Below are 12,425 nucleotides of genomic sequence, written 5' to 3' on the forward strand. Positions count from 1 at the left end.
CGCGCGGGCGGGGCGGTGGCCCAGGGTTCAGGCCCGGCGGGAGGCGCGGCGGCGGAGCGTCGCCGCGCCCGTCAGGGCCAGGGCGAGGACGGCGCCGGCGCCCGCCGCCGTGGAGGCGACGGTGACGGCGGGGTCGTCGTGCGACGCGCCGGTGCCCGCGCCCGCGTCGTAACCGCCGGCCGCGCCCTTCCTCGCGTAGGCCGAGCCCGGGAGCTTGTCTCCGTACGCCCGGGTCACCCGGTCCCGGTACGCGGCGAGGGTGGTGCCGTTCCTGCCCACCGCCCGCACCGCGTCCTCGTCGAGCGGCAGCACCTTCGTGCCCTTCTGGACGTACCACGCGTCGATCTGCGGCTCGCGGAACACCGTGCCGCCCGGCAGCGTGCGCCGGCCCGCCGCGTCGTAGCGGCGTTCGTCGTCGCCGGTGGCGATGTTCACCACCTGCCAGTCGCCGCCGGGCGTGCGCACGGTCCAGAGCGAGGCGGTGCGTCCGTCGGCGGCGACCGCCGTGCTCGCGTGGAACTCGACGCGGGCCACCGGCGCCCCCGGCTTCCCGGCGACGAAGTCGGGCGACAGGATCCGGACGGGGACGGACCCGCCCTCGATCCGGGGTTTGGCGGCGGACCGCGCAAGAGAGGCGTCGTCCCGGGCGAAGAAGCGCGCCACCGTGTCGAGCGTCCGCGGCGCGGCCGCCGCCCGCTCCGGAGTCGTCGCGGCCTCCGCGGCCTCCGCCGCCTCCGCCGGGACCGCGCCGAGCCCGATCGTCAGGACCGCGGCACCGAGCACCGCCCCTATCCGTACGTTCGCCATCGTCATCGCCGTCACGCCCCGATCCGGTAGAGCGAGTGGGTCCAGGAGAAGGACCCGTTGTTCACGTACCAGGCGTGCGAGGCCCAGTTGTAGCGGTCGCTCGTCGGCCACGGATCGCCCCAGTACACCCAGCCGTTGGCGTCGTCGTAGCCGTAGAGGACGTGCATGTGGCCGCCGCCGCTCGCCCACTGGATGCGGGTCTCGACCGGCCGGTTCGCGTTGATCTCGGTCTGCACGGTCGAGTAGCGCAGCCAGCCGTCCACGTACGAGCCGGGGTTGATGCCCGCCCAGCTCAGTCCGTCCTGGACGTTGCCCAGCGTGGCCTGCCAGTTGGGGCAGTCGTAGCCCTGCTGCCGCCCGAAGGCGGCGTTGCAGAACTGGTTCTGCGAGTAGGTGCGGCCGTACCAGGTGGCGATGGTGTTGCCGCCTGCCGCCCAGCACCAGTTGTCCTTCTGCTGGGCCTGCATGGTGATGTTCAGGCGCTTGTACGCGGAGGTGGAGACGTCCTGGGTGGAGACGTCCTTGGCCGAGACGTGCTGGGTGGAGACGTCCTCGCCGGTCGGCGCGGCGGACGCCGGCGCGGCGGGGACGAGGAACAGGGCGGCGGCTGCGGCAAGCACCGCCAGGGCCTTTCTGCTGCGCATCGCGTTCCTCCCGAGGTGGGGATGTGGGGAGTGAGTGGGGGGAGAGGAGCGCGTCCGGACGCTGCCTGGAGCATCGAACGTTGTCCGGATCGGGTCAACACGCTTCAATGCGGGGTGACGGCGGGCTGTGAACGGTGCGACCCGGATGTGAACAGCCGTCCCCTGCCCACCTGCCCGCCCGCCCCGGCGGGCGCGCGCCGCCGCCCCCTGCCGTGAACGTTCACTGAGGAGTCCTCGTGGGCCACACCGAGGCCGATCTGGCGCAACTGCTGCACACCGGTCCGTTCCACCTGGCGCTGCGCACGGCGCTCGCGGTGCGCGGGCTGCCGCTCCAGCGGGTGCAGCACCATCTGGCGCACCGGGGCGTCAAGGTCGGGGTGACCTCGCTGAGTTACTGGCAGCAGGGGGCACGGCGGCCGCAGCGGCCGGAGTCGATGAAGGCGGTGCGGGCCCTGGAGGAGGTGCTCCAGCTGCCCGACAACTCGCTGATCCGGCTGCTCCGCGAGGACGCCGCGGCCCGCGCCGAGGTCGAGCGTCCGGCGGCCCGCTCGTACCGCTCGCTGGTCGAGGCCTCCGGGGTGGTGGAGCAGCTGCTCGCGGAGCTGGAGTGCCCGGCGGACGGCGGGCTGCACACGGTGGGCCACCAGGAGCGGGTACGGATCGGCGCCGGGCGCGAGCTGCTCGGCCGGGACTCGCAGCAGGTGGTGCGGGCGCACCGGGACGGCGTCGACCGCTATCTCGCGATCCACCGCGGCGATCCGGGCTGCGACCCGTCCCGGGTGGAGGTGCGGGCGACGGAGAACTGCCGCACGGGCCGGGTGCGGCGGCACGCGGAGACCGGGGTGTGCGTGGCCGAGCTGCTCTTCGACGCGCGGCTGCGGGCCGGGGACACGTATCTCTTCTCGTACGCCTTCGAGGACGGCACCGGCGGACCGAGCCGGGAGTACGTGCGCGGCTTCGGCTTCGCCGGTGGGCAGTACGTGCTCCAGGTGCGCTTCGACGAGGCGGCCCTGCCGGTGCGCTGCCGGCGGTTCGCGCAGGCCTCGACGGGCGCGCCGCGCGGCGGCCGGGCCGAGCTGACGCTGAGCGGCCGGCACCGCACGGTGCACGTGGTGGAGCAGGGGGTGCGCCCGGGGATCCTGGGGATCGAGTGGGACTGGTCCTGACCGGGCGCGAGATCTCCTCCGGCTAGGCCCTAGGCCCTAGGCCTTCGGGCCGGCGATCAGCCTGCCGTTCTCGACCCGGACCGGGACCGCGGGGAGCGGCACGGTCGCCGGGCCCTGGAGGGCCTTGCCGGTGGTGACGTCGAAGCGGCTGCCGTGGCAGGGGCAGTTGCCCTCGTTGTCCTCGATCTTGTCCAGGACGCAGCCGGCGTGGGTGCACTGGGCGCTGAACGCCTTGTACTCGCCCTTGGCCGGGCAGTGCACCAGGAGCCGCTGCTCGCGGTAGAGCTTGGCGCCGCCGACGGGGATCTCGTCGGGCGCGCCGAGGGCGACCGGGGCGGTGGGCGTGGGGTTCTCGGCGTGGCCGAGCTTGGAGTCGGTGGAGCAGGCGGCGACACCCAGCCCGGCGGCCCCGGCGAGGGCGGCGCCTTTGAGGACGGTGCGGCGGGTGGACTGGCCGGACATGAGCGCTCCACGGTGTCGGCTCGGGGACGGGACAGGCGGTCCCAGAAGGGACCGAACCGACGATACCGGCGCGTACGCGGGGGCCGGCGGGCGGGTCGGCGGGGCGGGTGGCGGGCAGGTCGGCGGGGCCCTGACCGTCGGGCCGTGGTTGTCGGCCGGTGCCGGTGATGGGTTACGTTCCGGTGCGTGATCGTCGTCGCCGGTGAGTCCCTGATCGACCTGGTCCCCGACGGGGCGCCGGGCCCCCTGGCCCCGCTGCTGCCCCGGCCGGGCGGCGGCCCGTACAACACCGCCGTGGCCCTGGGGCGGCTCGGCGCGGACGTGGCCTTCTGCTCTCGGATGTCGACGGACGCCTTCGGCGAGGCGCTGCTTGAACGGCTCGGCGCGGCGGGCGTCGCGACGGGACTCGTCCAGCGCGGTCCCGAGCCGACCACCCTGGCGGTGGCCGCGGTGGGGTCGGACGGCTCGGCGCGCTACGGCTTCTACGTCGAAGGCACGGCCGACCGGCTCTTCGCGCTCCCCGAGCGGCTGCCGGCCGGCGTACGGGCGGTGGCCTTCGGGACCTGCTCCATGGCCCTGGAGCCGGGCGCGAGCGCGTACGAGGCGCTGCTGCGCCGCTCGGCGCGGGAGGGCGTGCTGACCCTGCTCGACCCGAACATCCGGCCGGTCCTCATCCCGGACGCGGACGCCTACCGGAAGCGGTTCGCGGGCTGGCTGCCGGACGTCCGTCTGCTGAAGCTCTCGGAGGAGGACGCGGCCTGGCTGGGCGGCTCCCCCGCCGACTGGCGGTCCGCGGGTCCGGCGGCCGTGGTGCTGACCCGGGGCGGCGACGGTCTGACGGTGTTCACCCGGGGGTACGAGGTGTCCGTCCCGGGCGTGCGGGTGCCGGTGGTGGACACGATCGGCGCGGGCGACACGGTGAACGCGGCCCTGCTGCACGGCCTGGCGGGCCGCGCCCCGGAGGCGCTCGGCCGGACGGACTGGCACGAGCTGCTGACGTTCGCCGCGCGGGCGGCGGCGATCACCTGCACCCGGGCGGGCGCGGAGCCGCCGTACGCCCACGAGCTCGGCGACGGCTGAGGGGGCGCCCTCCTTACGGCGGGCGCCCCCTCGGGGCCGGTGTCGGCGCCCGTCAGGCCTTGCGGGCCCGGGTGGTGGCCGTCTTCTTGGCGGTGGTCTTCTTCGCCGCCGGGGTCTTGGTCGCGGCCGCCGCCGTCTTCTTCGCCGGGGCCTTCTTCGCCGCTGCCTTCTTGGCGCCGCGCGCGGCCGGGACGGAGGCCGTGGCGTCGCTGATCCGGTCGGCGGCGAGGATCTCCCGCAGGAACTTGCCGGTGTGGCTGGCCGGCACGGAGGCGACCTCCTCCGGGGTGCCCTCGGCGACGACGATGCCGCCGCCGCTGCCGCCCTCGGGGCCCATGTCGATGATCCAGTCCGCGGTCTTGATCACGTCCAGGTTGTGCTCGATGACGATCACCGAGTTGCCCTTGTCGACCAGGCCGGAGAGCACCTTGATCAGCTTCGAGATGTCCTCGAAGTGGAGGCCGGTGGTCGGCTCGTCCAGGACGTAGACCGTGCGGCCCGTGGAGCGCTTCTGGAGCTCGGAGGCGAGCTTGACGCGCTGGGCCTCGCCGCCGGAGAGGGTCGGCGCGGACTGGCCGAGGCGCACATAGCCGAGGCCGACCTCGGTGAGGGTGCGCAGATGGCGGGAGATGGTCGGGACGGCCTCGAAGAAGTCCAGCGCCTCCTCGATGGGCAGGTCGAGGACCTCCGAGATGGACTTGCCCTTGTAGTGGACCTCCAGGGTCTCCCGGTTGTAGCGGGCGCCGTGGCAGACCTCGCACGGGACGTAGACGTCCGGGAGGAAGTTCATCTCGATCTTGATGGTGCCGTCGCCGGAGCAGTTCTCGCAGCGGCCGCCCTTGACGTTGAAGGAGAAGCGGCCGGGCAGATAGCCGCGGACCTTCGCCTCCATCGTCTCCGCGAAGAGCTTGCGGATGTGGTCGAAGACGCCGGTGTACGTCGCCGGGTTGGACCGCGGGGTGCGGCCGATGGGCGACTGGTCGACGTGCACGACCTTGTCGACGAGGTCGTCGCCGTCCACGCGCGTGTGCCGGCCGGGCACCGACTTCGCGCCGTTCAGCTCGCGCGCCAGGTGGGTGTAGAGGATGTCGTTGACGAGGGTCGACTTGCCGGAGCCGGAGACGCCCGTGACGGCGGTGAGGACGCCCAGCGGGAAGGAGACGTCGATGTCCCGCAGGTTGTTCTCCCGGGCGCCGTGCACGGTGAGGCGGCGCGAGGGGTCGACGGGGCGGCGGATCTCCGGCGTGACGATCGCCCGGCGGCCGGACAGATACTGCCCGGTCATCGACTCCTCGTTGGCGAGCAGCTCCTTCAGGGATCCGGAGTGGACCACCTTGCCGCCGTGCTCACCGGCGCCGGGGCCGATGTCGACGACCCAGTCGGCCACCTTGATGGTGTCCTCGTCGTGCTCGACGACGATGAGCGTGTTGCCCATGTCGCGCAGCCGGACCAGGGTCTCGATGAGCCGGTGGTTGTCGCGCTGGTGCAGGCCGATGGACGGCTCGTCGAGCACGTACAGGACACCGACCAGGCCGGAGCCGATCTGGGTGGCGAGCCGGATGCGCTGGGCCTCGCCGCCGGACAGGGTGCCGGCCGCGCGGTTGAGCGAGAGGTAGTCGAGGCCGACGTCGACGAGGAAGCGCAGCCGCTCGTTGACCTCCTTGAGGACCCGCTCGGCGATCTTCTTGTCCCGCGCGTTGAGCGTGAGCCGGCCGAGGAACTCGGCGCAGTCGCTGATCGACATCGCGGAGACCTCGGCGATGGACCTCTCCATCACGGTGACCGCGAGCACGATCGGCTTCAGGCGGGTGCCCTCACAGGTGGGGCAGGGCACCTCGCGCATGTAGCCCTCGAAGCGCTCGCGGCTCGCGTCGCTCTCGGCCTCGCTGTGCCGCCGCTTCACGAAGGAGACGGCGCCCTCGAAGGCGGGCGTGGTGTAGGAGCGCTCGCGACCGTACCGGTTGCGGTAGCGGACCTCGACCTGGGTCTTGTGGCCGTACATCAGCGCCTTCTTGGCGCGCTGCGGCAGGCCCGCGTACGGGATGTCGGTGCGGAAGCCGAGGGCCTGGGAGAGGCCGCCGATCAGCCGGCCGAAGTACTCCTTGGTGTGGCCGTGCGACCAGGGGTGGATGGCGCCCTCGTCGAGCGACTTCTCCTCGTCGGGCACGACCAGCTCGGCGTCGACCTCCATGCGGGTGCCGATGCCGGTGCAGTCCGGGCAGGCGCCGAAGGGCGAGTTGAAGGAGAAGGAGCGCGGCTCCAGCTCCTCGAAGGACAGGTCGTCGTACGGGCAGTAGAGGTGCTCCGAGTACATCCGCTCGCGCTCGGGGTCGTCCTCGGCGAGGTCGACGAAGTCGAGCACGACCATGCCGCCGGAGAGCCCGAGGGCGGTCTCGACGGAGTCGGTGAGGCGGCGCTTGGCGCTGTCCTTCACGGTGAGGCGGTCGACGACCACCTCGATGGTGTGCTTCTCCTGCTTCTTGAGCGTCGGCGGCTCGCTGAGCTGGATCGTCTGCCCGTCGACCCGGGCGCGGCTGTAGCCCTTGGTCTGGAGGTCGGCGAAGAGGTCGACGAACTCGCCCTTGCGCTCGCGCACCAGCGGCGACAGCACCTGGAAGCGGCTGCCCTCGGGCAGCTCCAGGACCTTGTCGACGATGGCCTGCGGGGACTGGCGGGAGATCGGGCGGCGGCACTCGGGACAGTGCGGCTTGCCGATGCGGGCGAAGAGCAGCCGGAGGTAGTCGTAGACCTCGGTGATCGTGCCGACCGTGGAGCGCGGGTTGCGCGAGGTCGACTTCTGGTCGATGGAGACGGCCGGCGACAGGCCCTCGATGAAGTCGACGTCCGGCTTGTCCATCTGGCCGAGGAACTGCCGGGCGTAGGAGGAGAGCGACTCGACGTACCGGCGCTGCCCCTCGGCGAAGATCGTGTCGAACGCGAGGGAGGACTTGCCCGACCCGGAGAGCCCGGTGAAGACGATGAGGGAGTCACGCGGGAGGTCGAGCGAGACGTTCTTGAGGTTGTGCTCGCGAGCGCCACGGACGATGAGACGGTCGGCCACGCCGGTCCGCACCTTTCTTGAGAGAGCGGATGTGCCTGAACACCCAACAACCAAGGATGCCGGATGCTTCCGTCGAGCTTATAGCACGCACATTCGATTTCCGGACCTTCGCCGACCACTTCACCCGAACGAGTGGCGGCGCCGGGGCGTCGTCCCAGGTCGCGGCCCTGAGGGCCTGGCCGGACCGGCCCCGAACCGCCTAGGGTCGACGCCATGATCGACCATGTGCGTGACCTCGCCTCCGTGCGCGAGGCGACCGACCGGCTCATCGACGCGGTCTCCTCCTGGGACAACGCGGCGCTGGCCCAGCCGTCACGGCTTCCGGGCTGGACCCGCGGCCACGTCCTGGCCCACCTCTCCCGTAACGCCGACGCCCTCGTGAACGTGCTCCAGGGCCTGCCGATGTACAAGGACGCGGAGACCCGCGACGCCGACATCGAGGCCGGCGCCGGCCGCCCGCTGGACGTCCAGCTCGCCGACCTGCGCGCCACCGCCGACCGCTTCATGGCGCTGGGCGAGGAGCCCGCCGACTGGGACCGCACCGTCGAACTGCGCAACGGCGTCACCGACAGCGCCTCCCGGATCCCCTTCCGCCGCTGGGTGGAGGTGGCCCTGCACCACGTGGACCTGGGCGCGGGGTACGAGCTGGAGGACCTGCCGGAGGAGTTCGTCTCCCGGGAGATCGACTTCCTCGCCGACCGCTGGAGCGGTCTGGAGAACGTACCGAACACGGTCCTGCGCTCCGAGGACGGCCGGACCTGGACGACCGGCGGCGACTCCGGCGCCGTCACCGTCACGGGCCCGGCCCCGGACCTCCTCGGCTGGCTCGCCGGCCGCCGCGACGGCGCGGCCCTCACCACCGCCGGCGGCCCCCTCCCCGAACTCCCGGCCCTCTGACGCCGGCAGCCGCCCCGGCCGTCAGCGGCCGGGGCTAGGCTGATCACATGACGTACAGCGGAGCGGTGAAGGTCGGCGGGCCCGCCGACGTGCACGAGCTGACCGATCTGATGATCTCGAAGGTCGCGGTCGGTCCGATGGACAACAACGCGTATCTGCTGCGCTGCCGGACCACCGGCGAGCAGCTGCTGATCGACGCGGCCAACGAGGCCGGCACCCTGCTCACGCTGATCGGCGACGACGGCATCACCGCCGTCGTCACCACCCACCGGCACGGCGACCACTGGCAGGCCCTCGCCGAGGTCGTCGCGGCCACCGGCGCCCGTACGTACGCGGGGGCGTACGACGCGGAGGGCATCCCCGTCGGAACCGACGAGCTCGTGGAGGACGGCGACACGATCCGGGTCGGCCGGGTCGAGCTGACCGCCCGCCGGCTCATCGGCCACACCCCCGGCTCGATCGCGCTGATCTACGACGACCCGCACGGGCACCCGCACGTCTTCACCGGCGACTGCCTCTTCCCCGGCGGCGTCGGCAACACCTGGAAGGACCCCGAGGCCTTCGCGAGCCTGCTCCACGACGTGGAGACCAAGCTCTTCGACCGGCTCCCCGACGAGACCTGGGTCTACCCGGGCCACGGCAAGGACACCACCCTCGGTGAAGAGCGCCCGCACCTCGCGGAGTGGCGCGAGCGCGGCTGGTAGCCCCCGGGCACGGGCAAGGCGCCCCTGGTGACACCGGGGGCGCTCCCGCGCGCCCCCGTAACCCGGACGGCGGGCGGGTAGTGGGCGCGACATGCACACCGGTCACGCTCCGTCGCCGCCCACGGCCCGCCCCGCGCCCTCGATGGGGCGGCTCGCCGCCGCCTCGCTCGTCGGCACCGCCATCGAGTTCTTCGACTTCTTCGTCTACGGGACGGCCGCTGCCCTCGTCCTCGGACCGCTCTTCTTCCCGACCTTCTCCCCCGTCGCCGGCACCCTCGCCGCCTTCGGCACCTTCGCGATCGGCTTCCTCTCCCGGCCGCTCGGCTCGGTCGTCTTCGGCCATGTCGGCGACCGCTACGGACGCCGCCCGGTCCTGTTCGCCTCGCTGCTCCTGACCGGCTGCGCCACGGTCGCGGTCGGCTGCGTCCCCACGTACGAGAGCATCGGCGTCGCCGCGCCGATCCTGCTGCTCGTCCTGCGCTTCCTCCAGGGCCTCGGCCTCGGCGGCGAGTGGGGCGGGGCGGTGCTCCTGACCGCCGAGCACGCCCCGGCGGGACGCCGGGCGCTGTGGGCGAGCTTCCCGCAGATCGGGCCCGCCGTCGGCTTCCTGCTCGCCAACGGGGTGATGCTGGCCCTGACCGCCGGGCTCGGGGACGCGGACTTCCGCTCCTGGGGCTGGCGGGTGCCGTTCTGGGCGGCGGGGCTGCTCGCGGCCGCCGGCCTCGCGCTGCGCTCCTCGCTCGCGGAGACCCCGCAGTTCGAGGCGCTGGCCGCCGAGGGCAAGCAGGCGAGCGCGCCGCTGCGGGAGGTCGCCCGGGGCCACTGGCGCCTCGTGCTGCTCACGGCGGGCGCGCTCGCGGTCGGCTACGCCGTCTTCTACACGGTGTCCACCTGGGCCCTGGCGTACGGCACCGAGCGGCTCGGGGTGCCGAGCACGGTGATGCTGACCTGTGTGATGGCGGCGGTGGCGATCAAGGGGGCGCTGACCCCGGTCTTCGCGCTGCTCGGCGACCGTTACGGGCGGCGGACGCTGTGCCTGGCGGGCTGCGCGGCCTCGGCCCTGTGGATGTTCCCGATGATCGCGCTGCTGCACACCGCGCGCCCGCTGCTGATGTTCCTCGGTTTCCTCGGCTCGCTGCTCGGCTTCATCACGATGTTCGCCGTGGTCGCCGCGTACCTCCCGGAGCTGTACGAGCCCCGGGTCCGCTGCACCGGCGCGGCCGTCGGCTACAACCTGGCGGGCGTCCTCGGCGGCGCGCTAACCCCGATCGTGGCGACGGCCGTCTCCGACGGCGGCGACGGCCCGCCGTGGGGCGTGGCGGCCTATCTGACGGGGGTGGCGCTGGTGAGCCTGGCCTGCTTCGCGCTCCTGCCGGAGACGCTGCCGGCGCGGGCGGAGGAGGTGGCGGAGCGGGAGTGCGCGCCCGCATAGCCGCCTCCCGATTGCGACTACTTTCCGCACTATTTACGTTACGCAAAGTAGTCGAATACCGATTCGGAGGCACCCTCTTGTCCAGGCTCGCCGTTCTCGCCGTCGCGACCTCCGCGGTCGCGGCGGCCGTCGCCGTCCCAAGCACCGCCCATGCCCAGGAGTTCGTCCCGTGCAGCGCGACGGCACTGCGCAACGCCATCACCCGGGCGAACACGACGCCCGGGCCGAGCACGCTGTATCTGTCGTTCGGCTGCACCTACCAGCTCACTGTCGCGGACAACCCGGGCAACGGCCTGCCGCTGGTCACGAGCGAGATCGACATCGTCGGCAACAAGAGCACGATCCGGCGCGCGTCCACGGCGCCGAACTTCCGGATCCTCGAGGTCAAGGGCCCGGGCGGCAACCTCACCCTGCGGAATCTGACCGTGCGCGACGGCCGGTCGACGTCCGGCGGCGCGGGCGGCGGCGGGCTCGCCGTTGATACGGGCAGCCGGGCCACCCTGGACACCGTGGAGGTCACCCGGAACCAATCGCTGGCCACCGGCCCCGGTGGCGGCATCGTCTCCGGGGGCACGCTGATCCTGCGCAACAGCACGGTGAGCTTCAACAACGCGACCGAGAGCGGAGGCGGCGTGGAAGCCTTCGGCCCCACGACGCTCTCGAACACCACGATCAACGGCAACACCGCCAGGAACATCGGCGGCGGCATCGAGGCATACGCCACTCTGACCCTCACGAACAGCCGGGTGACCGACAACGCCGACGGGGAGGAAGCCGGCGGCATCTCGATCCGAACCGACGCGACGGCCACGCTCACGGACACGCTGGTCCGGGGCAACACCACGGCTTTCGAGCGGGACGGCGGCCCCGCCGGCGGTGGGATCCTCAACCGAGGCGCCCTGACGCTCGAGCGAACCACCGTCTTCGCCAACAGGTCGCTGGGGGACGGTGGCCAGGGCGGCGGCATCACGAACTCAGGTGCCGGCGCAGCGGCGACACTGCGGAACAGTTCGGTCACCCACAACCAGTCCCGCAGCGCCCCCGGCGGCGTCTACAACGACGGTGGCACCGTGTCCCTGACCGCGACGCCGGTGACGGACAACCTGCCCTCCAACTGCTCGGGCAGCAGCCCCGCCGTCACCGGCTGCGTGAACTGACTGCGCGTCCTCAGGCCTCGACCGCCTTCCGCTCGGCCTCCCGCCCCGTCTCCCTCTTCGTCGCGATCAGGCTCGTGATCGTCGTGACGATCAGCACGCCGCAGATGACAGCGAGGGAGAACGGGATGGAGATCTCCGGGACGTGGACGCCCGACTCGTGCAGCGCGTGCAGCACCAGCTTCACCCCGATGAAGCCGAGGATCACCGACAGGCCGTAGCTGAGGTGGACCAGCTTCTTCAGCAGGCCGCCGATCAGGAAGTACAGCTGGCGCAGGCCCATCAGGGCGAAGGCGTTGGCGGTGAAGACGATGTACGGGTCCTGGGTGAGGCCGAAGATCGCCGGGATGGAGTCGAGGGCGAACAGCACGTCGGTGGTGCCGATCGCCAGCATGACGATCATCAGCGGGGTCAGCACCCGCTTGCCGTTGTCGCGGATGAAGAGCTTGGTGCCGTGGTAGCGGTCGGCGACGCCGAACTTCTTCTCGATGGACTTGAGGAGGCGGTTCTCCTCGAAGTCGTCCTCCTCCTCGTCGGAGCGGGCCTCCTGGATGAGCTTCCAGGCGGTGTAGATGAGGAAGGCGCCGAACAGGTAGAACACCCAGGAGAAGCCGGCGACGATCGCCGCGCCGGCGGCGATGAAGATCGCGCGGAGTACCAGGGCGATCAGCACGCCCACGAGCAGCACGCGCTGCTGGAGGTGGGACGGCACCGAGAACTTCGCCATGATCAGGACGAAGACGAAGAGGTTGTCGACGCTCAGCGACTTCTCGGTGATGAATCCGGCGAAGAACTCCCCTGATGCCTTGCTGTCGCCGAAGACCAGCAGGCCGAGGCCGAACAGGGCCGCGAGGGCGATCCAGACGCCCGTCCAGATGCCCGCTTCCTTGGTCGACACGTCATGGGGCTTGCGCCCGATGAAGAAGTCGATCGCGATCAGGGCGCCCAGACCGAGAATGGTCAGCACCCACAGGGTCACAGAAACGTCCACTGCGCCTCCGGCGTCGTACGGCCGACG

At 72.1% G+C, this 12,425-nt stretch carries 11 protein-coding genes; 6 read left to right on the plus strand and 5 right to left on the minus strand.

Features of this window, described 5'->3' with window-relative positions:
- Positions 1–27 precede the first annotated feature (27 nt).
- Positions 28–813 (minus strand): hypothetical protein, encoded by a 786-nt coding sequence (locus tag KV205_RS21440; RefSeq protein ID WP_265866134.1) that lies wholly within the window; start codon positions 811–813, stop codon positions 28–30.
- A 5-nt stretch (positions 814–818) separates the two neighbouring features.
- Positions 819–1,451, minus strand: a complete 633-nt coding sequence (locus tag KV205_RS21445) for a papain-like cysteine protease family protein (protein ID WP_265866135.1) — start codon at positions 1,449–1,451, stop codon at positions 819–821.
- 236 nt (positions 1,452–1,687) lie between these two features.
- Between KV205_RS21445 and KV205_RS21450 the strand changes: the two genes are divergently transcribed.
- Complete coding sequence (locus KV205_RS21450; protein ID WP_265866136.1) at positions 1,688–2,617, plus strand: hypothetical protein; 930 nt, start codon at positions 1,688–1,690, stop codon at positions 2,615–2,617.
- Positions 2,618–2,653: 36 nt separating this feature from the next.
- Here KV205_RS21450 and KV205_RS21455 read toward each other — a convergent pair whose 3' ends face one another.
- Positions 2,654–3,079: a Rieske (2Fe-2S) protein gene (locus tag KV205_RS21455; RefSeq protein WP_265866137.1), complete on the minus strand. Its 426-nt coding sequence runs from the start codon at positions 3,077–3,079 to the stop codon at positions 2,654–2,656.
- 186 nt (positions 3,080–3,265) lie between these two features.
- Between KV205_RS21455 and KV205_RS21460 the strand changes: the two genes are divergently transcribed.
- On the plus strand, positions 3,266–4,159 hold the full coding sequence (locus KV205_RS21460; RefSeq protein WP_265866138.1) for a carbohydrate kinase: 894 nt from the start codon (positions 3,266–3,268) through the stop codon (positions 4,157–4,159).
- A 52-nt stretch (positions 4,160–4,211) separates the two neighbouring features.
- On the opposite strand, the gene uvrA is transcribed toward KV205_RS21460, so the two are convergent.
- Positions 4,212–7,220 carry an excinuclease ABC subunit UvrA gene (gene uvrA, locus KV205_RS21465; protein WP_265866139.1) on the minus strand — a complete coding sequence of 1,003 codons (3,009 nt, stop codon included), beginning with the start codon at positions 7,218–7,220 and terminating at the stop codon, positions 4,212–4,214.
- A 213-nt stretch (positions 7,221–7,433) separates the two neighbouring features.
- Between uvrA and KV205_RS21470 the strand changes: the two genes are divergently transcribed.
- The 4 genes from KV205_RS21470 (at position 7,434) to KV205_RS21485 (ending at position 11,410) form a co-directional block, all read left to right on the plus strand.
- The gene (locus KV205_RS21470) at positions 7,434–8,117 is read left to right on the plus strand and encodes a maleylpyruvate isomerase family mycothiol-dependent enzyme (protein ID WP_265866140.1); all 684 of its coding nucleotides are present in this window, start codon (positions 7,434–7,436) and stop codon (positions 8,115–8,117) included.
- Positions 8,118–8,164: 47 nt separating this feature from the next.
- A complete protein-coding gene (locus KV205_RS21475) occupies positions 8,165–8,821 on the plus strand; it encodes an MBL fold metallo-hydrolase (protein WP_265866141.1) in 657 nt (218 codons plus the stop codon).
- 142 nt (positions 8,822–8,963) lie between these two features.
- A complete protein-coding gene (locus KV205_RS21480; RefSeq protein ID WP_265866259.1) occupies positions 8,964–10,253 on the plus strand; it encodes an MFS transporter in 1,290 nt (429 codons plus the stop codon).
- Positions 10,238–11,410, plus strand: coding sequence for a hypothetical protein (locus tag KV205_RS21485; protein ID WP_265866142.1), 1,173 nt, complete (start codon positions 10,238–10,240; stop codon positions 11,408–11,410). Before KV205_RS21480 ends, KV205_RS21485 begins: the two co-directional genes overlap by 16 nt.
- 10 nt (positions 11,411–11,420) lie before the next feature.
- On the opposite strand, the gene KV205_RS21490 is transcribed toward KV205_RS21485, so the two are convergent.
- The gene (locus tag KV205_RS21490) at positions 11,421–12,398 is read right to left on the minus strand and encodes a TerC/Alx family metal homeostasis membrane protein (protein ID WP_265866143.1); all 978 of its coding nucleotides are present in this window, start codon (positions 12,396–12,398) and stop codon (positions 11,421–11,423) included.
- Positions 12,399–12,425 lie beyond the last annotated feature (27 nt).

It is taken from the genome of Streptomyces sp. SKN60 (assembly GCF_026236535.1).
In the GTDB taxonomy this organism is placed as follows: Bacteria; Actinomycetota; Actinomycetes; order Streptomycetales; family Streptomycetaceae; genus Streptomyces.